Genomic DNA, 22,156 nt, shown 5'->3' on the forward strand with positions numbered 1-22,156 from the left:
GTCTTGATTGCAGACGGTGTGCTCGCCTGCGACCGTCTGCGTAGATCCCTTCAGCCGAGGAGTCAGCATGCAGTTCACCCCGCAACCCGGCGATCCCACCTGGATCGACCTCTACACCTCCGATCTCGACCGTGCCATCGCCTTCTACGGCGACCTGTTCGGCTGGACCGCCGAACGCGGCGGGCCGGAGTTCGGTGGGTACACCACGTTCAGCAAGAACGGCGTCGCCGTCGCCGGTGCCATGAGCCGGATCGAGGACGAGGGCGATCCGTACCCCGACCGCTGGACCGTCTACCTGCACTCCGACGACGCGGCCGCCACCGAGCAGAAGGCCGCCGAAGCGGGTGGCACCGTGTTCGTGAAAGCGATGGAGGTCCCCGGGGTCGGCACGATGGCCGTGCTGGCCGATGTGGGCGGCGTCGGTGTCGGCGTGTGGCAGCCGGGACCGTTCCCCGGTTTCGGCGAGATCGGCCGGGTCGCCGACGGAGTCTGGCAGGACGCCGCCGGCCTGCCGTCCTGGTTCGAACTCATGACACGCTCCTACCCGCAGTCGCTCGACTTCTACCGCGAGGTGTTCGGCTGGAATGACACCTTCACCGTCGCCGACACCGAGGAGTTCCGCTACACCACCCTGCACGCCGAGTCCCCGATGCTGGGTGGGGTGATGGACGGGCAAGGCCATCTGCCCGAGGGAGTACCCGGCGCGTGGGTGGTGTACTTCGGCAGCGACGACACCGACAAGTCGGCCGAGCTCGCCGTCTCCCTCGGCGCGAAACTGGTCTTCGAGCCCATGACCACGCCCTACGGCCGGGTCGTCGGCCTCACCGATCCCACCGGCGCCCACTTCAGCATCGGCGGAACCGCTCGCTGACCGAGGCGGCGGCGTTTTCCGCGTCGCCCCCCGGCGCTAGTCTCGACGCGACGCCCGAGCGGGCGGTATCGACGAGTTCTTTTGTGGGGGAAGATGTCCGGGGACCAGACGGCCGAACGCGCGCGTGCACTGCGGTCGATACCGATACTCGCAGGCCTGGTCGGTGCCGTACTCCTCGCCGGGGGTGTGGTGCTGGCGCTCTACAGCCAGTTCGTCGCGGAGCCGATTCCGGTGCCGTTCGACGGCGACTTCAGCGAGACCGCCGACTTCCCGTTCCATCTGGTTCGGGGAGCCCTGGTCGTCGCGGGCGCCGCGGCGCTGACCGGTGCCGTGGTGCTCGTTCTAGGGCGGCGCGGTGACGAGCGTGCCGCGAGTGTCGGTGCGGGAGGCGTACTGGCGATACTCTTCGTCCTCGGTGGGGGCCTGTGGTTCGCGGTGGCGGCGGACATCCCGTCGACATTTCAGCGACTGACCTCGGACTTCGTCGTGACACCCCGGGCATCGTCTGCGATCGCGTCGCTCGCCCTCGCCATCTCGGGCGCATTGGGGATCTTCGTATTCGTGGTGAAGCCGACCGGCCCGGTGCCCCGTTGGTGGGCGCTGGCGGCGGCGGTCGTCGTCGGCGTGATCCCGGTGCTCGGCGCCGCGGGCGTCGCGGTCCGCTTCGGGGACGACAGCGTCGCCGGCGATCACGTCACCGCCGCAGCGGCACCGGAGGCTGCCGCGCCCGCGGTGCTCGGGTCCGAGAAGTTCCGGCTCCAGATCCCGGCCGATCCCGATCTGCGCCACCGAATCCTCGTCACCCGAGGCGGTTTCGTCGTCGCGACGCCTGCGGGCCTCACGCAGTACGACGGTGCGACGGGAACCGAACGGTGGCACTACCGGCGCAGCGATATCAGCACCGACAGCGTGTGGCACGCGTACGACCAGACGATCTACCTGCGCGCCGAGGACGTCGTGCTGACCTACTGGGCGAACATCGGCTGGCTGGCATTCGACGCCGCCACCGGCGAACTGCTCTGGACCGGAGGGGATTTCGCTCGCGATTCTCGTTCCGTGGCCGAGGGACACTTGCTGGCCACAGCCTCCGACTCGCTCGGGCGGGTGACCCGCTACGACGCCAGGACCGGGCGTGAAATGTAGCGCACCCCAGGTGAATCGGACGCCTGCACCGCCAGGCCGCCGCACGTCGCCACCACCACTACCGCGATCTACCGTGTGGTGATGTGTGACGAAGGAGGGGATGCGACGGTGGTCGTCACCGCGTTCGATCCTATGTCCGGAGAGGTTCGCGAGAAGCGCAGCTTCCCCACTCCAGGGGCTAAGCAAGATTTCGATATCGACGTCCGCGTTTTCGACAGCGGCGTCGTCTGGGTGAAGCGCTGGCGGGAGGAGGCGGACACCGAAATCTTCGTGCGACCGGACCAGCCGCTGACTTCGAGCGTCGTCGTGTCGACGCGCGATGACAGCGACGTGGACGTAGCGGACAGCACCGCAGCCCTGGTCAGCTACAACCCGGACCGGCAAGGATTGCGCGAGCTCTGGGCAGTGCAGTCGACAGCCGACGCTGCGATGGCGACGGAACTCGAGATGTCCACACCCCAGGACCGGCGGGTGCTTCACGACAAGCGCTCGGCGCTGCTCACCGACCAGATCGTCATGCTGAACTGGGACGACGGATACAAGCTGCGGACCTGGGACCGGTCGACCGGCCGCGAGAGCCGAGCCGTACTCGTGGCCACCGGTCCATACGCGGACCCGTGGGTGGCCACCACCTACGGATCCGTGCTGGTGATCTCGACCGATCGCCAGAGCAACGACTCCGAGATCATCGGCTTCGGCTGATCGCGAAGTGCCACCGAGCCGCGCGGCATTCGGCCGGTTTACCAGCAGTGGGATAGGTCGTCGCACCACTGCGGTCGACTGGTTTCGCACCGACGACCCTCGGCCCCCGGCAGGCCCGGCGACCCAACCCAGTACCCTCGTGCGCATGCCGGTGAGCGCCCGAGAACGCACCCGATTCCGTCGCACCGCCACGCAGGGTCGTCGTGACCGCTCGCGGGGCGCGCTCGTTGTCGCCGCGTTGCTGTGCGTCGCCGTGGTGAGCGCGGGTTGCGCGGACAAGCACGACGATGCGAGCACGATCATCCGCACCACGACCAATATCGCCGGTGCCGGTGTGGTCGGCGCCGACCGCGATACGGCGACCGCGTGCCCGACGCCGAGTGCACCCGACGCGGGTTCGGGTACCCGCTCGGTCACCCATTCGGCCGGGGTCTCGCAGGTACCTGCCGATCCGCAGCGCATTGTCGTGCTCACCAGTTCCGCTCTCGACGCGGCGTGTGCGCTCGGCCTGTGGGAGCGGGTCGCGGGCGCGGTGACGCTCGACGGTGAGCGTCCGCAGCCGATGTACCTGGGGTACGGCGTGCTGAAGGTGCCGAGTGTGGGCCCGATCGGCGCGCCCGACCCGGCGCGGATCGCCGAGCTGAAGCCCGACCTCATCCTCGGCGACGTCCCCCCTGCCGCAGGCGGTTACGAGGCGCTGCGCGCGATCGCACCGACCGTGCTGGTCGGCAGCGGCGGCAGCTGGCAGTCCGATTTCGTCGCCTACGCCGCCGGTATGGGCCGCACCGACGCCGCCGAAAGTGCCCTGCAGTCCTATCTCACCGAAGCCCAGGACGTCGGCACCGCGCTGCACGCGAACCAGTCCCAGGCCTCGGTGCTGCGCTTCACCGCCGACACGATCCAGGTGCAGGGTTCGGAAACCTTTGCCGCCCAGGTCCTCTCGGATGCCGGTGTGCAGCGTCCCCAGGCACAGCGCGGCACCTCGTTCGACATCACCCCCGACGACTTCTCGAACAAGGCCGAGGGCGACATCATCTACGTGATGTTCGACGGCCCCGACGGCGAGGCACACGGCAAGAAGGTGCTGCGCTCGAAGGAATTCGAGAACCTGGGCGCCGCGACGGATCGCCGCGTGTTCGCGGTGGACGACAAGATCTGGCACACCACCGGCCTCACCGCGGCGCGCGCCGTGCTGACGGATCTGCGCAACAGCCTCAACGGCTACGTCACCGACTGATCGGCGCACAGCAAACGTCCAGCGAGTTTCCAGGCCGGACGCAGTCCGCGCGCTTACCGTCGTCGGCATGGACGAACACGATCTGGGACTCGGTCACGATCTGCGGGTGATGTCGCGGCGGCGAATTCTCGGCGTTCTCGGAGCCGCGGGTGTAGCCGCCGTCGCGGCGGGCTGCGCGGCGGGCGAGGAAACCGGCGCGACCACCACCGAGGCGTCGACGACCACCACGGCCACCCCCGCCGCAGCCCCACAGGAAACCGCGGGCCCCTACCCCGGTGACGGCTCAAACGGACCGAATGTGCTGATCGAATCCGGCGTCGTCCGATCCGATCTGACAACCAGCTTCGGCGCGTATTCCGGTGCCGCCCAGGGTATCCCGATGTCACTGACCTTGACAGTGCACGACCTTGTGCGGGGCGGGGCCGGTGCGGGGATGGCGGTGTATGTGTGGCATTGCGATCGTGAGGGCCGCTACTCGCTCTACAGCGACGGCGTCACCGACCAGAACTATCTACGCGGCGTACAGGTGGCCGACGATGCGGGCGTCGTCGAATTCACCTCGATCTTCCCCGCCTGCTACGCGGGCCGCTGGCCGCATATCCACTTCGAGGTCTACGACTCGCTCACCACCGCCGTCGCGGGCGAGAACGCCCGCCTCACCTCCCAGATCGCCCTCCCCCAGGACTCCTGCGAGACAGTGTTCGCCGCCGACGCCGGTTACGCGGCCAGCACGAAGAACATGTCGGCGGTGAGCTTGTCCTCGGACAACGTCTTCGGCGACGGCTGGGATGCCGAACTGGCCACCGTCTCAGGCACTCCCGTCACCTCCATGGCCGTATCGCTCACGATCGGTGTGGGCGAGAAGTCCAGTCCCCTGCCGGGTGGTGGCCGCCCGCCTCGCTGAGATCATTCCGGAGCGTCGGCGCGCACGCTGCGGCGCAGCTTCAGTTTGTTGAACACACCGATGGCGACGACGCCTGCCAGCAGCACGTACAGCGTGATCGTGATCGGGGTGCTCACCAACGTCAGCGGATCGTTGTCCGAGTTGTTCATGGCCGCGCGCAACGAGGTCTCGGCCAGCGGCCCGAGGATCACCGCAATGAGCACCGGGGCGATCGGCACGTCGTAGCGGCGCATCGCGAAACCGATCGCACCGAGCACCAGCATGAACACGACGTCGACGATCGATGCCGCCGCGGCGTACACACCGAAACACGCGAACACCGCGATCCCCGCGTACAGGTATTCGCGCGGGATCTTCAACAGATTCGCCCAGAGCCGGGCGAAGGGCATGTTCAGGATCAGCAGCACGACCATGCCGATGAACAGGCTCGCCATCAGCGCCCACACCAGGTCGCCGTTGCGGCTGAAAAGCAATGGGCCAGGCTGCATTCCGTACTGCTGGAACGCGGCGAGCAGCATCGCGGCCGTCGCCGAGGTCGGCAGGCCGAGCGCGAGCAGCGCGCCCATCGCGGTGCCCGCGGTGGCGTTGCCCGCCGCCTCCGGTGCGGCCACACCGCGGATCGCGCCCGTGCCGAACTTCGGCTTACGGCTGCGGCGGTCCATTCGTTGCTCGGCACCGTAGGCGAGGAAGGTCGGTACCTCCGCGCCACCTGCGGGAATCACACCGAACGGCACACCGAAGGCCGTGCCACGGGCCATGGCGGGCACCATTTCCCGGAACTCCGAGCGCGTCAGGTAGGGCCGCCCCTGCGGGGCGATGAGCGTGCGGTCGTCGGGTCGCCCGATCCGGGACGCGACGTACAGGACTTCACCGATGGCGAGCATGGACACCGTGATCACCACGACGCTCACCCCGTCGAACAGTTCCACACTGCCGAAGGTGAACCGCTGCGCACCGCTCACCTGATCGGTGCCGATCACAGACAGCGCCAAGCCGATGAGCAGCGCGGCAATGCCTTTGAGAACCGAATCCGACACCACCACCGAGATCGCGACGAACGCGAAGACCGCCAGCGCGAAATACTCTCCCGGCCCGAACCTGGTCGCCAGATTCGCCAGGTGCGGTGCGAAGAACACCACGAGGACGGTCGCGATCAGCCCGCCGAAGAACGCTCCGACCGCCGCGGCCGCCAACGCCTGTGGGGCGCGGCCGTTGAGCGCCATCCGGTGGCCCTCGATGGATGTCGCTATGGCGGTGGAGTTGCCGGGTGTGTTCATCAGGATGCCGGAGATCGAGTCACCGAACAGGCCACCGAAGTAGATGGCGGCCATCATCACCAGCGCGGCCAGCGGGTCGAGTGTGAACGTCACCGGCAGCAACAGCGCCACCGCCATCGCCGAACCGAGCCCGGGCAGCACGCCGACGGCGGTGCCGATCACGCAGCCGAGCACCACGTAGAGCAAGTTGGCCGGGGTCAGGACGCTGCCGAAACCCTCCAGGAGGTTCGCGATCTCGTTCATCTAGAACAGTCCCATCACGCCGGGCGGCAAGCTGATACCGAGCAGACCGCCGAAAACCAACTGGATGGTCGAGGACAGGGCAAGGCCGACAAGGATATTGAGCCCGTACCGCCTGCTGCCGAGGCCGATGGTGACACCCCAGAACGTCACCGCGCCCGCGATGATCCACCCGGCCGGCAGGAGCAGCACCGCGAACATGACCAGCGACGCGAAGGTGATCCCGGTGCCACGCCAATTGCTGGACAGACCGATGATCGGGCGGCCGTTCTCGTCGAGCGGGACCTCCGGCCTGCGGATCACGCTCACCGCCAACAGCACCGCGAAGACCAGGCACAGCACCGCGGCCAGCAGCGGCACCGTTTTCGGGCCGAACAGTTCGCTCTCGTCCGCCACCTCCATGTCGGCGATACCGGCGAACAGGAACGCCGCCAGCGCGACGAGCAGCAGCGGCATGATGAGCGCGCTCCAGCCGGGCCGCCACCACGAGCGTGACACCGACGCCGGTTCGGGTTCGGTGGTACTCACGACAGCCCCAGGTCTTCGACGATCTCGGTGATCCGCGTCTGTTCCTCGGCGAGGAACTGGCGGAACGCCTCGCCTGCCAGGAACGTCTCCTGCCACCGGTTGCGGGCGACGGCGTCGCGCCAGCTCTCGGTGCGGGTCATCTCGGTGACGATGTCGATCAGCTCCTTCTGCTCCTGCTCGCTCAACCCCGGTGGGGCTACGAACCCGCGCCAGTTCACGAGGTCCACCTGCGGGTAGCCGGCCTCGGCCATGGTCGGGGTCGCCTCGAGTCCGGGCAGCCGGTCGGGCGCGACCACGGCCAGCGGTCGCAACCTGCCGTCCTCGATCAGGTCGCGGAAGTCGTTGAAACCGCTGATCCCGATACCAGGGGTGCCCGGTGCCGTCGAGAGCAGGTTGATGGTGAGTTCGCCGCCACCGGCGTAGGCGGCGTAGCGCACCTGAGCGGCGGGGATGCCCGCGGCCTCGGCCAGCTGGGCGGCGAGCATGTGGTCGATCCCGCCCGCCGATCCGCCGCCGACCGGTGTGGTGGCCGGGTTGGTTCGCCAGTCGCGGATCAGGTCGTCGAGGGTGCGATAGGGCGAGTCGGCGGGGACGACGATCACTTCGAAGTCCTCGGCGAGCCGGGCGATCGGCGTCATATCGGCGAGTTCCACGGGCGAGCCGTTGCGCGCGATGCCGCCCATCATCACGGTGCCCGTGACCATGATGGTCCTCGCCACCCCGGTCTGCGTGGACAACTGACCGAGCCCGATCGTGCCGCCCGCGCCGGGCACGTTCACCACCTGCACGTTGTTGACGATCCCGTCGCCGCGCAGCGCCTGCTGGGCTTCGCGGGCCACCAGGTCCCAGCCACCGCCCGCGGCGGCGGGCGCGATGACCGTCAGCTTGGCCCGCGCATCGGCACCGTGGCCCGACCGATTGGCGTCCAACCCCGCCGCGACCACCAGGACCACGACTCCGAGGACACCGAGGATCCAGCGAACTGAGCGGGGAACACGGTGCATCGGGGTCCTCTCACCGAACGTCTGCCGAAAGTTTGCCCGAGTCGGGTCGCCGCTGTGCACAGAACGCACAACAATTCGTCGACGGATCCGGCCGCGCGTCCCCACGGTTACCCTCGTGCTCATGCCTGTGCGTCGCGACAGTTCCGTCATCCATTTCACCGACACCGGCAGCGGCGAGCCGATCGTGCTGTCGCACGGATTCCTCATGGACGCAACGATGTTCGACCGCACCACCGCGCGGCTCACTGCGGCGGGACTGCGGGTGATCGCCGTCGACGCGCGCGGTTTCGGCGAGACCGTCAGCGACCCCGACGAACCGTTCACCTACTGGGACCTGGCCGACGACATCGCCTCGGTACTCGACCATCTGGACATCACGGGCCCCGTCGTCCTCGGCGGCATGAGCCAGGGCGGCTACACGGCCCTGCGTTTCGCCCTGCGCTACCCCGACCGCACCAGAGCTCTGGTCCTCGCCTCGACCACAGCCCGCGCCAACACTGTCGAGGAATCCGCCCAGTACCGCGCCATGGCCACCGCCTGGACCGACCCCGCCATCCCCCTCGAACCCCAAGCCCGCGCCCTCGCACCCCTGCTCATCGGCGGCACCGACGCCGACCAGGAACACTGGATCCGCCGCTGGCTCACCAACCCTGACCGCCCCCGCACCACAGCGGCCTGGACAAACCTCGCCACCCGCGACGAAATCACCCCCCGCCTCCCCGAGATCCCCTGCCCCGCCCTGGTCCTGCGCGGCCACGCCGACCAAGCAGGCGGCACCGCCGACGACGCCAGCGCCCTAGCCGCCTCTCTCCCCGGCACCCAGGGCCTCTCCACCGTCATCGCGGGCCCCACCGCAGGCCACGCAGTCTGGTGGACCCACCCCCAACCCGTATCCACGGCCATCACCACCTTCGTCGACCGAGTGCGTCGCACCGAACAGGTATCTTCCGGATAGCGAGTTCTTCGATCAGGGGCGAAGCGCAGGCCCAGCAACGGCAATCGGCCGAACGCAGCACCGCTTCGGAATACGTCCGGCCGATACCTCACATGCGTTGTGGTGCAGCGATTCCCAACTGTCCCAGGCCGAGCCCGAGGGTGCGAGCGGTGAGCCGGCACAGGGCGATCCGGTTGGAACGAATCGGTTCGTCGGCGGTGAGGACGGGGCACGAGTCGTAGAACGCTGTGTACGCGCGGGCCAGATCGTAGAGATAGCCGGCCAACCTGTGCGGTTCCAGCGTCTCGGCGACCTCGTCGAGCACCGACCCGTATCCGTCGAGAGCCAAGACGAGTTCACGTTCAGCCGGTTCCATCGGGACGCCGATGTCGACGGTGGGCTGAACTCCCCCGCCGGCCTTGCGGAGGATCGAACATACCCGCGCGTGCGCATACTGCAGGTAGACGCCCGTGTTGCCGTTCAGCGAGGTCATCCGAACGGCATCGAAGGTGTAGTCCTTGACCCTCGAAGTCGACAGGTCTGCGTACTTCACCGCACCAATTCCCGCCTGCTCGGCAATCGTGTCCAGTTCAGCAGGCGACAAATCCGGATTCTTCTCCGCCACCACCGCTCGAACACGTGCGACGGCTTCGTCCAGCAGATCCATCAACCGAACCGTGCCGCCTGCCCGGGTTTTGAACGGTTTACCGTCGGGTCCGAGGATGGTTCCGTAGGCGACGTGATCGACCTGGATAGCGTCGGTGAGCCAGCCGACTCGCCGCGCTGCCTCGAAAATCAGCTGGAAGTGCAGGGATTGGCGGGAGTCGGTGACGTAGAGCAACCGGTCGGCGTGCAGGGTGGCGATCCGGTACCGGATGGTCGCGAGGTCGGTGCTGTCGTAGCCGTAGCCACCGTCGCGCTTGCGGGCCATCAGGACAGCCGGCTTGTCGTCAGGGCCGTTGACCTGCTCGGACAGCACAACGATCGCGCCCTCGCTGTCGACGGCCACGCCCTTGTCGACCAGTTCGGTCACCGTATCGGCCAGCTGATCGTTGTAGAACGATTCGCCGGCGTAGTCGTCGGGCGTGAGCAGGACGCCGAGTCGGTCGTAGATCGCGCCGAACGCCTTCTCCGACTCCGCTACGATCTCGCGCCAGCGGGCGACGGTGTCGGGATCGCCTGCCTGCAAGGCGACCACACGATTTCTGGCCCTGTCCGCGAATCCCGAATCGGCGTCGAACTGTGCGCGAGCAGCTTTGTAGAGGCTGTCCAGAGCGGATACCGAACTCGTCTCGTCGTCGAGTTCGTCAGTGTGCCAAGGTGACTCGGGATGCTCGTCGATGTACTGGATGAGCATCCCGAACTGGGTGCCCCAGTCACCCAGGTGGTTGGCCCGGATCACGTCGGCACCGAGGAATCCGAAGACCCTGGCGAGGCTGTCGCCGATGATGGTGGTGCGCAGGTGCCCCACATGCATCTCTTTCGCCACGTTCGGAGCCGAGTAGTCGATCACCACCCGACGCCCGTCCTCTGTCGTCGGAATGCCGAGCCGTTCATCCGCTCCACGCTCCGCGACAGCCGTCCACACCGCGGAGTCCGACAGGTTGATGTTCAAGAAACCCGGTCCCGACACCTGCACGTCAGCGATCACCCCGTCGGTGCGATCGATGCCGGAGGCGATGTCGGCACCGAGCTGAGCCGGTGGCATCCCGACCCGCTTCGCAAGTGGTAACGCCGCATTGGACTGGTAATCGGCGCGGTCGGATCGTCGCACTACCGGGTCCGCATCCGCCGTTTCCGGGCGGACTCGGGCGATCGCCTCCGACACAGCGGTAGCGACACGTCCGAGCAGCGGTACAACACCGGCAGAGCTCACCTTCGGTTCCTTTCGAGATGGGTTGGTGACGTTATTGTCGCAGGCTAGCCGCCCGACCAGCGCTGACCAGATCGCTCGTTGACCCTAGGTAGGTAAACCCGCAGGTACAGACACAATTGCTACGATCGAACCGCTGATCCATGACCCGTGAGCGTCAAGGAGAGACCTATGTCGAAGCGTGAGGTTCCGCCCGAATCCGACAATGCCGCCGATGTCGATATGCCGTGGGCGCCGCGGGATCATGAATGGACCGGGCATCGGGCCGAGCACGATGCCCTGGAGTGGGCGAAGGGTGATCCGAAGAAGCTCGCCAGTATCTATCTGTATCGCGATCCGGAGGGGGATCCGGCGCTCGAGAAGGATTACAAGTTTCCGGTTGCCGACATCATCGACGGGAAGCCGACCAGGGTGTTCCGGGCGGTGGCGAATGCGGCGGCGCGGCTGGATCAGGCCGATATCTCCGGCGCCGACCGCGACAAGGTGAAGCAGCGCATCAGCGAGCTCTACCGGGACGCGGCCGACGCCTTCGACGATCCGGAACTGCGGGCACCGTGGGATCGGTGAACTAGAACTCCCAGTCCTCGTCCTCGGTGTTGACGGCCTTGCCGATGACGTAGCTGGAACCCGAACCGGAGAAGAAGTCGTGGTTCTCGTCGGCGTTGGGTGACAGCGCCGACAGGATCGCCGGGTTCACCTCGCACTCGTCCTTCGGGAACAGGCCCTCGTAGCCGAGGTTCATCAGCGCCTTGTTGGCGTTGTAGCGCAGGAACTTCTTGACGTCCTCGGTGAGGCCGACCTCGTCGTAGAGGTCCTGGGTGTAGTCGACCTCGTTGTCGTAGAGCTCGAAGAGCAGCTCGAAGGTGTAGTTCTTGAGCTCGTCGCGCTCGGCCTGGGAGACCAGCTCGAGGCCCTTCTGGTACTTGTAGCCGATGTAGTACCCGTGCACCGCCTCGTCGCGGATGATCAGGCGGATCATGTCGGCGGTGTTGGTGAGCTTGGCCCGCGAGGACCAGTGCATCGGCAGGTAGAAGCCGGAGTAGAACAGGAAGCTCTCCAGCAGCGTGGAGGCAACCTTGCGCTTGAGCGGGTCATCACCGTTGTAGTACGACAGGACGATCTCGGCCTTGCGCTGCAGGTTGCGGTTCTCCTCCGACCAGCGGAACGCCTCGTCGATCTCCTTGGTGGAGCACAGGGTGGAGAAGATGGAGCTGTAGCTCTTGGCGTGCACCGACTCCATGAAGGCGATGTTGGTGTACACCGCCTCCTCGTGCGGGGTGAGCGCGTCGGGGATCAGCGAGACCGCGCCGACGGTGCCCTGGATGGTGTCGAGCAGCGTCAGGCCGGTGAAGACCCGCATGGTGAGCTGCTTCTCCTCGGTGGTCAGCGTGTTCCAGGAGGGGATGTCGTTGGACACCGGCACCTTCTCCGGCAGCCAGAAGTTGCCGGTGAGCCGGTCCCAGACCTCGGCATCCTTCTCATCGGGTACCCGATTCCAGTTGATGGCCGACACCCGATCGATGAGCTTCATTCCGCCTCCACACCTTTCCGCCAGACCTGTGACCCGCACCCGCCGCCGTGTGCGAGGCCGTTCCCCACGAACACTACTCGTAGTGGGTGACAACCTCGCGGAGCACAACAGCTTGTGTTGCGATGCGGGCGATCCGACCTCACCGGTCGACCGTCCACACCACACACGCGGCCCCCATTGTGCGTCACGCGCCCGCGCGGACCACCATCGCATCGCCCGCGTTTTCCTCACACGCACCGACCACCCCGCCCCGTCGGTGAGCACCACCACCCGCCGCCCGATCCGGAACCACCCCGTCGACCCACGATCACCGTGCGGGAAGATCGTCGGGAGAGAGTGAATCGATCCGAAGGGACATCGACTGTGCGACGGATGTTTCTGTTGACCCTCGCCGCGATGACCTCGGTCGCATGCGGTCCCGGCCCCGCGCCGGATCCGATGCCCAGCGACGGATTCTGGTCCAGGGCAGCGGTTTCCGACGAGGAGAAGGTGACCGTCCTGCGCAAGGTCCGCGCGATCGACGTGTGCGCCCTGCTGCCGCGCGCCTCACTCGAACCGTTCGGAACGGTGAGCACGGTCGAGGACGTCCGCCCGGATCAGTGCCGCGCCGCCATCGCCGTCGACGGTCATCTCACCGGCATCGACGCCACCTGGAGTACAGGGGTGATGTTCTCCGGTGAACCCGCGATGGACGGACCGGTGCGCGAGGAGTCGATGGGCGATGTGCGCGTGCTGTTCGACGACGAACCCGCCACCTCGTCGGATCCGCAGTCGCGGGCGGCGTGTCAGGCGTGGGCGCTGTTCGTGTCGGGCGCCGATCTGTCACTGAGCGTTCGCGCGCCGGGCGATGCCTGCGCTACCGCGGCGGACCTGTTGCGGATCGCCCTGGTCGAGTTCCGCGAGGAACCGCCGCACGGCACCTCACCCGATTCGGATCGCACGGTGGTGACCGGCGCCGACCCGTGTGCCGTTGCCCCGCTGCTCGGTTCGCTCGTCCCGGTGGGTGATCAGCGGCTCACCACCTGCAAACTCACCGTCGACGGTCACGAGGCGATCGTGACCTACGACTACGGCTCCGAGCGCTCCGTCACCGATGACACCCCCGCCTTCACTGTCGGCAGCCGCCAGGTGTTCCGTTTCGAACCGGGCACCGCGACGTCGTCCATCACCTCCCTGACCGCCGTCGTCGGCCGGGCTCTGACTCCCGGTCCGACCGACGCCCTGCTCGGCCCCCGCGTGCCGAAGGTGACGGTCACCGCCGACTCGGCCGTCGCGGAGAAGGTCATGCGCGAGGTACTGCCGCTGCTGCCCTGAGCTACTCCGTGTCCTCCGGGAAACGGCGCAGGGCGATGACGGAGGCGAGCAGCCCACCCCACACCACCACGATCGAAATGATCAGCATCGTGATCGCACCAGCCGACATCAGGACTTCGCCTCCTCGGTCACCGGCGCCGCGACGACGCCGTCCTCGTCTTCCGGTACGCCGGGATCGCGCCACGGCAGCAGCGCCATGACCACGCCGAACACGATGGCCGCTCCGGCCACGCCCCAGCCCGCGATCAGCACGTACTCGGTCGTGTAGCCGCCGTAGGTTTCGTCGAATTCCTGGCGCAGGCTGTCGACCATCATCCACACCAGCGCCACCGGTGTCACCACACCGAGCAGCACCATCCACACGCGGCCGACCTTCAGGTTGGACACCGTGTCGGTGTGTTCGCGCAGCACACCGAGTTTGCGCAGCGCCCAGGCGACCACGATCACCGCGACGAACGCGGCCAGGACGATGCCGTACTGGTTGATGAAGTGGTCGGCCACGTCGAGCAGGTACAGACCGTTGCGAGTCGGGAACAAGGCGATCGAGACAGCGGCGGTGAGGCCGCCGACGATCAGCACCGCGGGCACCCGGGCCAGCCCGGTCCGATCCTGCACCGCCGCGACGATCACCTGGACGATGCTGATCAGCGAGGTGAGCCCGGCCAGCACCAGGCAGGTGAAGAACAGGATGCCGAACCAGGCGGCGCCGGAGGACAATTCGGAGATGATCGTCGGGAACGCGACGAACGCCAGTCCGGGACCGCTGGTCGCGGCGTCGCTCACGGCGACACCGGTCTGGTGCGCCATGAAGCCGAGGGTGGCGAACACGCCGATACCGGCCAGGATCTCGAACGAGCTGTTGGCGAACCCGGCGACCAGCGCCGACCCGCCGAGGTCGGCCTTGCGCCGCAGGTAGGAAGCGTAGGTGATCATGATGCCGAAGCCGACCGACAGGGAGAAGAAGATCTGCCCGTAGGCCGCGACCCACACCTTGCCGTCGGTGATGCTCGACCAATCCGGGGAGAAGAACGCGTCGAGTCCCTCGGCCGCGCCGGGCAGGAACAGCGCCCGCACCACCAGGATCAGGAACAGCGTGAACAGCAGCGGGATGAAGATCTTGTTGGCGATCTCGATGCCGCGGCGGATGCCGAGGGCGAGCACGACCAGCGTCACCGCCCACACCGCGATCAGCGGCCACAGCACACCGGGCACGAACGGCGCCGCGAAGCCCGGCTGGTCGGCGACGTGGAGGAAGTCGTTGCTGAAGAACTTCTCTGGGTCGTCACCCCACTGCTGGCCGACGGAGAACCCGGCGTAGCGGATGGCCCAGGCGATGATCACCGCGTAGTAGACCGCGATCACGAAACTGATGGCCACCTGCCACCAGCCGATGGGTTCGGTCGCGCGGGACATGCGCCGGAACGCCAGCGGGGGTGACCCACGGAACTTGTGGCCGATGGTGTACTCGAAGATCAGCAGCGGGATACCTGCCGAGAGCAGGGCGACCAGATAGGGCAGAAGAAAGGCTCCGCCGCCGTTCTCGTAGGCGATATAGGGGAATCGCCAGATGTTGCCCAGTCCGACCGCCGAGCCGATCGCCGCGAGCAGGAATCCTGCCCGTGTACCCCATTGTTCCCGGGGGCGTGCTGTCATCGCACTTCTCCATCTACTCGCGACGTGTGGTCTCGGTTGCGCGAAAGGACCTTAGTGTAGGGGCGCCCGGCTCCTCCCGGCCGGGGATCCGATGACGCCCCGGTGACGATCCGGCGGAGATCGCGATGCGGCGACAAGGCGGCATCGGTCCAGTTCCGGTGTTTGCGAGTGGATTGCTCGGGCGGGCACACTCGGGTTCGGGTCCGACATCGGACCGGGTCACCGACGACAGGGGTTGCCGATGGTGCGCAGGATCGCGTTCGCCGCGGTGGCATTACTCGTTTGCGTCGGCTGCGGTGACGACGAGAGCGACCCGTCCGCGACCGCGCCGCCACCGCCGGTGGTCCCGGCGCCGCCACCGGAGTTCTGGTCGCAGGTGCCGCGTGACCAAGCCGAACGCGAGAAGGTCGCCCAGGCGACCCGGCAGGTGGATGTGTGCGCGATCTTGCCGCGCGAGGCGCTCGAACCGCTGGGTTCGATCGAGAGCGTCACCGTCGGCCTGGATTCGTGCCGGGCGGTGCTGCACAGCGATTCCCCTGGCGAAGGCACCACCCTGACCTGGCACGCGACACTGCTGCCCGCCCTGACCGCGGGCGGACGCGGCAGGACCAGCCAGATCGGCGATGTGACCGTGCGCCTCGTTCCCGACCGAGACGCCGGTGAGCCCCGATCCTGCGGCGTCACCGCGCATTTCCCGGCGGGGGCGGCGTTCTACCTCGGCCTGTCTACGCGCCCGGGGACAAACCCGTGCACCGTCGCCGACGAACTGGTGCCGGGGATGGTGCAGCGGTGGCGGGAGTCGCCGGCCCAGGGCACCTCCCCCGACACCGTGCCGACGGTGCTGCTCGGCGCCGACCCGTGCGCGGTCCGCACGAAACTCGTCGGCACGGTGCACGACGACGAGCAGCGACTCACCCAGTGCCTGTTCGGTTACCGGGGACAGCGGATCACGGTCGGCTACGAGTACCGGGTGCCGGAATACCTGGCGGCCAACAGCACCGAAGAGCACATCGACGGGCGGACCGTGCACCGTTCGGTCTCGGTGTACGACAGCTCGATTCCTATCTACACCGCCGCCGTCGGGCCTGAATTGCCACCTGAATCAACGGTTTTCGGACGGCGGATCCCCATCGTCGAGGTGGTCGCCGCCACCGACGATGTCGCGAGGGACGTGATGGCGGCGGCCCTCACCCTGTTTCCACCCCGCTGAAACTCAGATGCCCAGAACGAGTTTCGCGGTGGTGAAGTAGATGATCAGGCCGGTGGCGTCGACGAGTGTCGTCACCATCGGCGCCGAGACGACGGCCGGGTCGATGCGGAACTTCTTGGCCAGCAACGGCATCGTGCCGCCGATGGTCGCGGCCCAACCGCAGATGAGCACCAGCGTGACAGCCACGACGATGGCGATCTTGGGGCCGACGAACACGGTGCCGATCAACAGGCCCGCCGCGGCCAGCATGCTTCCGAGCACCAGGCCGACCCGGCATTCGCGCCAGATCACCTTGAACAGATCAGACACCCGCACCTCGCCGACGGCGAGCGCACGCACACATGCCGTGGCCGCCTGCGCGCCCGCGTTGCCGCCCGCCCCGATGAGCAGCGGAATGAACAGCGCCAGGCTGGCCGCCTGCTCGAGGGTGGTGGCGAAGATGTCGGTGACGCTCACCGTGAGCGTGGCCGCGAACAGCAGCAGCATCAGCCACAGTGCCCGGTAGCGCGCCAGCTGGAACACCTTGGCGGCCATGTAGTGGCCTTCCCACGGCGCCGAACCGGCCTGCTTGGCCACGTCCTCGCTGTCGGCGGCCTCGAGCACCTCCATCGCGTCGTCGATGGTGAGCAGCCCGACCACCCGGTCCTCGCTGTCGACGACGACCAGGTTGATCTCGTTGGTCGAACTCATCAAGCGCGCCGCCTTCTCGGCGGAATCGGTGGCACGCACGAACGGCGGTTCGGTGACAACCAGTTCCGACACCATCGCCTCGGGCGCGTGCAGCACCAGCTCGCGCAGTTCCACGATGCCGGTGAGCCTGCGCCCCCGGTCGACCACGGGCAGGGTGTACACCGTTTCGGCGTTGGCGCCCTTGGCACGCACCAAGGCCAGCGCCTGGGCGACGGTCAGATTGCCCGGCAGCGCAACGACTTCCGGCGTCATGTAGTGACCGACCGACCCCTCCGGGTAGCCGAGCAGGGCGGCGGTCATCCGGCGCTCGCGGGGGCTCAGCCCCTCGAGCACCTTCTTGGCGACCTTGGCGGGCGCCTCGTGCAGCATGCGGGCGCGGTCGTCGGGGTCCATCGCCTCGACCAGATCGCGAAAGCTCTTCTCGCGCAGGCCCTGCAGGATCTGCTGCTGGTCGACCGGCTCGAGTTCCTCGAAAACCGTGATGGCGCGGTCCTTGTCGAGCAGCCGGAACACCACCCCGGCCTGCACGGCGTCCATGCGGGCCAGCGCGTCGGCGATGACGTGCGGCGGTCGGTTGTCGAGCCAGTCCATCGCGCTGTTCACGCGGTGGGTCTCGACGATGTCGCGCACCGACTCGGACAGGATCGCCAAGGCCTCGGTCACCGAATGATCCTCGGCCACAACAGGATTCGGTTCGTGCGCGACGGCTTCGACAGGTACGTGACGTGCTTCGACGAGATCGATCTGCGACATGGGACAGTCCTCTGGCGCGACAACGCGCATGCCTACGGCAGAGGTAGGTACATGCGCCGAGATGGTTTCGGGAGACGGCGAGGATTACCGCGGGCGTCCGCCACCACGACCATCACGCACCACCGCCAGGACAGCCGGCCGGTTTCAGTGCGAGAGCGAAGGGGCGACGCCGCGCGGCCTTCGACTAGGGGGTTCGCTGCGCATGGCAACACCACCTCCTCGTCGTCACCGCGGGCCCTGTGCCCACACTTCTCCCCGAAGGATACATGCGAGGACTGGTCGTTTCATCTTTACGCTGTCGTACCACTGGTCACAGTGGCCTCTGTCACACCAGGGGCGGGCAATCCCGCGATGACGGTGTCGACCGCCTGTTCGGCGAACTGCCAGACCTTCGCGCCGCCCACGTGGCGCAGCGGTCCACGCAAGGCCAGTTCGGCAAAGCCGTGCACCGTCGACCAGCAGCTCCACGTGGCGGCCTCGCGCGCCGACGGGGCGAGGTCGCCGATGTGGACCATCATGTCGAGCGTCTCGGCGAGGGCCAGGTAGGCGGGCGAGTCGGCGATCGCGGCGGGCGAGGTGTCTCCCGCGCCGAAGAACGCGACGGCGAACCAGCCCGGCTCGGCGAGCGCGAACGCGATGTAGCCGAGACCGACGGCGCGCAGGCTTTCCCGTGGCCCCGCGGGTACGCGGTCGGTCGCCATGCGCGCCGCCATGTCGGCCTGGATCGCCGACGACACTGCGTCGAGCAGCGCCTTGCGGTCGGGAAAGTGCCGGTAGGCGGCATTGGGCGTGACCCCGACGCGACGGGTGACTTCCCGGATGGTCAGCGCGTCCGGCCCACCGGACCTGGTGAGTTCCAAGCCGGCCGCGAGGAGCGCGGCCGCGAGATCGCCGTGGTGATACGCCAACCCTTGTACACCCTTTCCGCGAAGTATATGGTGTGAACATATCAAATGTGCACGCCGTATACATCGGAGGCCGTACCCATGACCGCACTCCCGAACGTCGTCGACCACGACACCTGGCAAGCAGAACTCGACGCGCTTCGCGTCCGCGAGAAGGCTGCCACCCGCGAACTCGACGCCATCGCCGCCCAGCGACGCAGGCTGCCCGCCGTCCGCCTGCCCGATTACACGCTCAAAGCCGAAGACGGCAGCGATGTTTCGCTCGCCGAGGTGTTCGACGGGCGCACTCAGCTCATCACCTACCACCACATGTGGACGCCGGGGAACACCTGGCAGTGCCCCGGCTGCACCGGGCTCACCTCCCAGTACGCGCGGCTCGATTTCCTCGACGCCTACGACGCGCGGTTCGTCATCGTCACCCAGGGCCCCATCGACGAGGTGCTCGCCTACAAGCGCCGCGTCGGCAACACCATGACCTGGTATTCCACCGCCGACAGCCCCTTCGGCGCCGATATGGGCGCGGGCCCAGGGGCAGGCTTCGCGGTGAACACTTTCCTGCGCGATGGCGACACGGTCTACCGCAGCTGGCACACCGACGGTCGCGGCACCGAACAGCTCGCCTACACCTTCGGCCTGATCGACGCCCTCCCCTACGGACGCCAGGAGGAGTGGCAGGACAGCCCCGAAGGCTGGCCGCAGTCACCCACCTACAGCCGGTGGCCCAGCTCCAAGGACATCGCCGCCTCCTACGGCGACCCGAACGCCTGAGCGGACGGTCGCGGGCGAAAACCGCCGGTCGGGGATTCGGCGCGGCGCGCGCACAATAGTTGCCGGAGTGGGCGGCAGTGGGAACAGTGGAGACCGGAAGCCGCGGTGCGTGGCGCGGCGACATCGGTTGTCAACACACTGAGGAGAAACCTGTGCGCTTCGGCATCTTCGTCCCCCAGGGCTGGCGGCTCGACCTGGTCGACATCGAACCGGCCGACCAGTGGGCGGTGATGCGCGAACTGGCCGAGCGATTCGACAGCGGCGGCGTGTGGGAGTCGGTCTGGGTGTACGACCACTTCCACACCACCCCGGTGCCCACCGACGAGGCGACCCACGAGGCGTGGTCGCTGATGTCGGCCTTCGCCGCCTCGACCAGCCGGGTGCGGCTGGGGCAGATGTGTACGGCCATGAGCTACCGCAACCCCGCCTATCTGGCCAAGGTCGCCGCGACGGTCGACCTGATCTCGGGCGGCCGGGTGGAGATGGGCATCGGCGCGGGCTGGTACGAACACGAGTGGCGCGCTTATGGTTACGGCTTCCCGCCCGCCGGTGAACGCCTGGGCCGCCTCGACGAGGGCGTGCAGATCTTCCGTCAGGCATGGCGGACCGGGCGCGCCACCCTCGACGGCAGGTACTACCAAGTCGACGGCGCCATCGTGCACCCACGTCCGTTGCAGGAGAACGGGATTCCCATCTGGATCGCGGGCGGCGGGGAGAAGAAGACACTGCGCATCGCCGCGAAGTACGCGAACTACACCAACTTCAGCGCCGTCCCCGACGAGTTCATCCGCAAGTCCGAAATCCTGCGCGAACACTGCGCAGAGGTGGGCACCGACTTCGCCGCCATCACCCGCAGCGCCAACTTCAACGCCGTGGTGGGCAGCACGGAAACCGAAGTGCAGGAACGTCTCTCGCTCATCATCGACCGCTACGCGCCCTTCCTCGGCGCCGATGCGGCCAAGACCTACGTCACCGACAATTTCGCGAGCAGCGCCGCCACCGGCACGCCCGAGCAGATCGCCGAACGGCTGGGCGCCGTCAAGGATCTCGGCCTCGGCTACGCCATCCTCAACTTCCCCGAAGCCGCCTACGACACCTCCGGTATCGAACTGTTCGAGCGCGAGGTGGTTCCCACGCTAGGCGGGTAGGGCGGGAACGATCGCCTCCCCCATCCGGGTCAGCGTCGCGCAGGCGTCCGGCGCGGGCTGGCCCGGGTTGGTCACCACGATCATGCGGACCACTCCCTGTTCGGCGCCGAAGGCGACATCGCACACCGTGGTCAGCGAGGCCGAGTCGACCAGCTTGCGTCCCGCACGTCCGGCGACCGTGATGTCGTAGAAGTTGCCGGGACCGGCCTCGGCCTCGAACTCCTCGAGGGAACGATCCGCCGAGTAGACCCGCAACGACGCGGTCGCACCGTCCCACGCGCACGTCTGCCACCCCGCCTCCGCCGACCCGGCGGGGACTCGTGACGCCGGGTCGACCCCCGCCTGTGTCAGCGCCTGCTCCCCCACGCCCGCGCACGGCTCGAACAGCGCCTTCGCCGCCGGGTCGTCCCCGGAGCATGCGGCGACCGTGCCCGCCACCACGATCCCCAGGCCAATCGTCGACAACCGGCGCATTCCAGGTCCCTTCCACTGCCTCACAAACGCGCCCAAGCTACCAAGCGATTGTCCTCACCCAGCCCTGCGTCGCCCGATACTGTCGCGGTCACCACTGCCGACCATCCGGGTTGTGGCAGATCCGTACGGTCCTCCGTCTGTCGAATCTTCTCGGCACTGCGGCTTCTGCTGAATCCTGTTTCCACAGCGGGCTTTCAGACTCCGAACTTCCGGTGAGTGGCGACGTAGGATCACTGCCGGGCCTGCCCGTCGGCGGGTCGGGAAGGGGAATCGGACGATGAGTGCCACCATGCCCGTCGAACTATTAGCGGCGGGTTCTACTACTTTGGGCGCTGCCTACGCGGCCGCGCTGCAACTCCTCGACGCGCGCCGCTCGCGCGTCCGCGTCCAGCAACTGAGCAGAACGATCACCGAGGACACCGCGGAACCGAAGGCCGAGGCCGACTGGCTCGAGACCGCCGCACGCGAGCGCTCGGCCCTCGACATCGAGCATCATCACAGCGCACTCCAGCAGCAGCGGCTGGCGACCATCGCCTCGCTGGTATGCGGCGTGATCGCGATCGGCGTGGTGATGTACGGCCTGATCGGCGACGATCCGAGCGATCCGCAAGGGCTCGCCACCGTGGCCGCGGGTCTGCTGCCCGGCGCGGCCAGCGCCCTGCTGTTCTGGCAGTCGCGCGGAGCGAGCACCCGCGCCGACAAGTTCGCCGAGCGCATCGCCACCACCGCCGCCCGCGCCGAAGCCCTCCGCCATGCGGACTCCATCCTCGACACCCGCGCCCGCGACCGCTTCGCCACCGCCGTCCTCCTCAGCACCGCGTTCCCGGAACTCACCGGTCGGGAGATCTGGCGGATGGCCGAGAGCAAAGCCCCTGCCCACGAAGGTGATTCGCTGCCGCCCGCCGAAGTCCAGGTCGACTGAGAGCTCGACCTGGCCCGGCCACAGTATTGGCATGATCAACGGTTCCCGTTAAGCGCCCCCACCTACGTTGCCGAC

Annotated in this window: 22 protein-coding genes; 12 read left to right on the top strand and 10 right to left on the bottom strand. The window is 67.6% G+C overall.

Annotation, left to right across the window (positions count from 1 at the left end):
- The first annotated feature begins 67 nt into the window (after positions 1-67).
- The 5 genes from NCO8_RS05745 (at position 68) to NCO8_RS05765 (ending at position 4,857) form a co-directional block, all read left to right on the top strand.
- Complete coding sequence (locus tag NCO8_RS05745; RefSeq protein ID WP_067637030.1) at positions 68-871, top strand: VOC family protein; 804 nt, start codon at positions 68-70, stop codon at positions 869-871.
- 93 nt (positions 872-964) lie between these two features.
- The gene (locus NCO8_RS05750) at positions 965-2,014 is read left to right on the top strand and encodes an outer membrane protein assembly factor BamB family protein (protein ID WP_067637032.1); all 1,050 of its coding nucleotides are present in this window, start codon (positions 965-967) and stop codon (positions 2,012-2,014) included.
- A gap of 108 nt (positions 2,015-2,122) precedes the next feature.
- On the top strand, positions 2,123-2,716 hold the full coding sequence (locus tag NCO8_RS05755) for a hypothetical protein (protein ID WP_157104788.1): 594 nt from the start codon (positions 2,123-2,125) through the stop codon (positions 2,714-2,716).
- 145 nt (positions 2,717-2,861) lie between these two features.
- Positions 2,862-3,953: an ABC transporter substrate-binding protein gene (locus tag NCO8_RS05760; protein WP_084456628.1), complete on the top strand. Its 1,092-nt coding sequence runs from the start codon at positions 2,862-2,864 to the stop codon at positions 3,951-3,953.
- A 67-nt stretch (positions 3,954-4,020) separates the two neighbouring features.
- Positions 4,021-4,857, top strand: a complete 837-nt coding sequence (locus tag NCO8_RS05765; protein ID WP_067637036.1) for a dioxygenase family protein — start codon at positions 4,021-4,023, stop codon at positions 4,855-4,857.
- Positions 4,858-4,859: 2 nt separating this feature from the next.
- Here NCO8_RS05765 and NCO8_RS05770 read toward each other — a convergent pair whose 3' ends face one another.
- Genes NCO8_RS05770 through NCO8_RS05780 form a run of 3 tightly spaced genes read right to left on the bottom strand, consistent with a single transcriptional unit; the run spans position 4,860 to position 7,906 of the window.
- A complete protein-coding gene (locus NCO8_RS05770; protein ID WP_067637038.1) occupies positions 4,860-6,377 on the bottom strand; it encodes a tripartite tricarboxylate transporter permease in 1,518 nt (505 codons plus the stop codon).
- Complete coding sequence (locus NCO8_RS05775; protein ID WP_067637040.1) at positions 6,378-6,902, bottom strand: tripartite tricarboxylate transporter TctB family protein; 525 nt, start codon at positions 6,900-6,902, stop codon at positions 6,378-6,380. It lies immediately after the preceding gene.
- Positions 6,899-7,906 (bottom strand): Bug family tripartite tricarboxylate transporter substrate binding protein, encoded by a 1,008-nt coding sequence (locus NCO8_RS05780; protein ID WP_067637042.1) that lies wholly within the window; start codon positions 7,904-7,906, stop codon positions 6,899-6,901. The genes NCO8_RS05775 and NCO8_RS05780 overlap by 4 nt, the downstream gene beginning before the upstream one ends.
- Positions 7,907-8,027: 121 nt before the next feature.
- On the opposite strand from NCO8_RS05780, the gene NCO8_RS05785 reads away from it, so the two are divergent.
- Positions 8,028-8,861 (top strand): alpha/beta fold hydrolase, encoded by an 834-nt coding sequence (locus tag NCO8_RS05785; protein WP_157104789.1) that lies wholly within the window; start codon positions 8,028-8,030, stop codon positions 8,859-8,861.
- 88 nt (positions 8,862-8,949) lie between these two features.
- On the opposite strand, the gene argS is transcribed toward NCO8_RS05785, so the two are convergent.
- Positions 8,950-10,716, bottom strand: a complete 1,767-nt coding sequence (argS, locus tag NCO8_RS05790) for an arginine--tRNA ligase (protein ID WP_067637046.1) — start codon at positions 10,714-10,716, stop codon at positions 8,950-8,952.
- Positions 10,717-10,884: 168 nt separating this feature from the next.
- On the opposite strand from argS, the gene NCO8_RS05795 reads away from it, so the two are divergent.
- Entirely contained in the window at positions 10,885-11,280 is a 396-nt protein-coding gene (locus tag NCO8_RS05795; protein WP_067637049.1) for a hypothetical protein, read from the top strand.
- A gap of 1 nt (position 11,281) precedes the next feature.
- Here the strand turns inward: NCO8_RS05795 and nrdF are convergent, their stop codons facing one another.
- Positions 11,282-12,244: a class 1b ribonucleoside-diphosphate reductase subunit beta gene (gene nrdF / locus NCO8_RS05800; protein WP_067493116.1), complete on the bottom strand. Its 963-nt coding sequence runs from the start codon at positions 12,242-12,244 to the stop codon at positions 11,282-11,284.
- A 372-nt stretch (positions 12,245-12,616) separates the two neighbouring features.
- Here nrdF and NCO8_RS05805 point away from each other — a divergent pair, with 372 nt between their 5' ends.
- The gene (locus NCO8_RS05805) at positions 12,617-13,558 is read left to right on the top strand and encodes a hypothetical protein (protein ID WP_067637051.1); all 942 of its coding nucleotides are present in this window, start codon (positions 12,617-12,619) and stop codon (positions 13,556-13,558) included.
- A 1-nt stretch (position 13,559) separates the two neighbouring features.
- On the opposite strand, the gene NCO8_RS30455 is transcribed toward NCO8_RS05805, so the two are convergent.
- Both NCO8_RS30455 and NCO8_RS05810 read right to left on the bottom strand, forming a co-directional pair.
- Entirely contained in the window at positions 13,560-13,667 is a 108-nt protein-coding gene (locus NCO8_RS30455; RefSeq protein ID WP_084456630.1) for a methionine/alanine import family NSS transporter small subunit, read from the bottom strand.
- The gene (locus NCO8_RS05810) at positions 13,667-15,211 is read right to left on the bottom strand and encodes a sodium-dependent transporter (RefSeq protein ID WP_067637053.1); all 1,545 of its coding nucleotides are present in this window, start codon (positions 15,209-15,211) and stop codon (positions 13,667-13,669) included. The genes NCO8_RS30455 and NCO8_RS05810 overlap by 1 nt, the downstream gene beginning before the upstream one ends.
- Positions 15,212-15,452: 241 nt before the next feature.
- Between NCO8_RS05810 and NCO8_RS05815 the strand changes: the two genes are divergently transcribed.
- Complete coding sequence (locus NCO8_RS05815; RefSeq protein ID WP_067637055.1) at positions 15,453-16,421, top strand: peptidase; 969 nt, start codon at positions 15,453-15,455, stop codon at positions 16,419-16,421.
- Between the two features lie 3 nt (positions 16,422-16,424).
- Here the strand turns inward: NCO8_RS05815 and mgtE are convergent, their stop codons facing one another.
- On the bottom strand, positions 16,425-17,864 hold the full coding sequence (gene mgtE, locus NCO8_RS05820; protein WP_245655253.1) for a magnesium transporter: 1,440 nt from the start codon (positions 17,862-17,864) through the stop codon (positions 16,425-16,427).
- Between the two features lie 290 nt (positions 17,865-18,154).
- Positions 18,155-18,772 (bottom strand): TetR/AcrR family transcriptional regulator, encoded by a 618-nt coding sequence (locus tag NCO8_RS05825; RefSeq protein ID WP_067637057.1) that lies wholly within the window; start codon positions 18,770-18,772, stop codon positions 18,155-18,157.
- Positions 18,773-18,850: 78 nt separating this feature from the next.
- Between NCO8_RS05825 and NCO8_RS05830 the strand changes: the two genes are divergently transcribed.
- Both NCO8_RS05830 and NCO8_RS05835 read left to right on the top strand, forming a co-directional pair.
- Entirely contained in the window at positions 18,851-19,537 is a 687-nt protein-coding gene (locus tag NCO8_RS05830; RefSeq protein WP_067637059.1) for a DUF899 domain-containing protein, read from the top strand.
- Between the two features lie 152 nt (positions 19,538-19,689).
- Positions 19,690-20,685 (top strand): LLM class F420-dependent oxidoreductase, encoded by a 996-nt coding sequence (locus tag NCO8_RS05835; protein ID WP_067637061.1) that lies wholly within the window; start codon positions 19,690-19,692, stop codon positions 20,683-20,685.
- Here NCO8_RS05835 and NCO8_RS05840 read toward each other — a convergent pair.
- Positions 20,674-21,159 carry a DUF3558 family protein gene (locus tag NCO8_RS05840; protein ID WP_084456633.1) on the bottom strand — a complete coding sequence of 162 codons (486 nt, stop codon included), beginning with the start codon at positions 21,157-21,159 and terminating at the stop codon, positions 20,674-20,676. The genes NCO8_RS05835 and NCO8_RS05840 overlap by 12 nt on opposite strands.
- Before the next feature lie 277 nt (positions 21,160-21,436).
- Here NCO8_RS05840 and NCO8_RS05845 point away from each other — a divergent pair, with 277 nt between their 5' ends.
- Positions 21,437-22,081, top strand: coding sequence for a hypothetical protein (locus tag NCO8_RS05845; RefSeq protein WP_157104790.1), 645 nt, complete (start codon positions 21,437-21,439; stop codon positions 22,079-22,081).
- The last annotated feature ends 75 nt before the right edge of the window (positions 22,082-22,156 follow it).

Origin of the sequence: Nocardia coubleae NBRC 108252 (assembly GCF_001612805.1) — a bacterium.
GTDB lineage: Bacteria > Actinomycetota > Actinomycetes > Mycobacteriales > Mycobacteriaceae > Nocardia > Nocardia coubleae.

What these genes read in the sequence shown, in the direction of transcription:
- NCO8_RS05765 (WP_067637036.1), top strand. Translation starts at nt 4,021, where the DNA reads ATGGACGAACACGATCTGGGACTCGGTCACGATCTGCGGGTGATGTCG.
- mgtE (WP_245655253.1), bottom strand. Translation starts at nt 17,864, where the DNA reads ATGTCGCAGATCGATCTCGTCGAAGCACGTCACGTACCTGTCGAAGCC.
- NCO8_RS05745 (WP_067637030.1), top strand. Translation starts at nt 68, where the DNA reads ATGCAGTTCACCCCGCAACCCGGCGATCCCACCTGGATCGACCTCTAC.
- NCO8_RS05840 (WP_084456633.1), bottom strand. Translation starts at nt 21,159, where the DNA reads ATGCGCCGGTTGTCGACGATTGGCCTGGGGATCGTGGTGGCGGGCACG.
- NCO8_RS30455 (WP_084456630.1), bottom strand. Translation starts at nt 13,667, where the DNA reads ATGTCGGCTGGTGCGATCACGATGCTGATCATTTCGATCGTGGTGGTG.
- NCO8_RS05795 (WP_067637049.1), top strand. Translation starts at nt 10,885, where the DNA reads ATGTCGAAGCGTGAGGTTCCGCCCGAATCCGACAATGCCGCCGATGTC.
- NCO8_RS05770 (WP_067637038.1), bottom strand. Translation starts at nt 6,377, where the DNA reads ATGAACGAGATCGCGAACCTCCTGGAGGGTTTCGGCAGCGTCCTGACC.
- nrdF (WP_067493116.1), bottom strand. Translation starts at nt 12,244, where the DNA reads ATGAAGCTCATCGATCGGGTGTCGGCCATCAACTGGAATCGGGTACCC.
- NCO8_RS05805 (WP_067637051.1), top strand. Translation starts at nt 12,617, where the DNA reads ATGTTTCTGTTGACCCTCGCCGCGATGACCTCGGTCGCATGCGGTCCC.
- NCO8_RS05785 (WP_157104789.1), top strand. Translation starts at nt 8,028, where the DNA reads ATGCCTGTGCGTCGCGACAGTTCCGTCATCCATTTCACCGACACCGGC.
- NCO8_RS05760 (WP_084456628.1), top strand. Translation starts at nt 2,862, where the DNA reads ATGCCGGTGAGCGCCCGAGAACGCACCCGATTCCGTCGCACCGCCACG.
- NCO8_RS05750 (WP_067637032.1), top strand. Translation starts at nt 965, where the DNA reads ATGTCCGGGGACCAGACGGCCGAACGCGCGCGTGCACTGCGGTCGATA.
- NCO8_RS05830 (WP_067637059.1), top strand. Translation starts at nt 18,851, where the DNA reads ATGACCGCACTCCCGAACGTCGTCGACCACGACACCTGGCAAGCAGAA.
- NCO8_RS05815 (WP_067637055.1), top strand. Translation starts at nt 15,453, where the DNA reads ATGGTGCGCAGGATCGCGTTCGCCGCGGTGGCATTACTCGTTTGCGTC.
- NCO8_RS05810 (WP_067637053.1), bottom strand. Translation starts at nt 15,211, where the DNA reads ATGACAGCACGCCCCCGGGAACAATGGGGTACACGGGCAGGATTCCTG.
- NCO8_RS05780 (WP_067637042.1), bottom strand. Translation starts at nt 7,906, where the DNA reads ATGCACCGTGTTCCCCGCTCAGTTCGCTGGATCCTCGGTGTCCTCGGA.
- NCO8_RS05845 (WP_157104790.1), top strand. Translation starts at nt 21,437, where the DNA reads ATGAGTGCCACCATGCCCGTCGAACTATTAGCGGCGGGTTCTACTACT.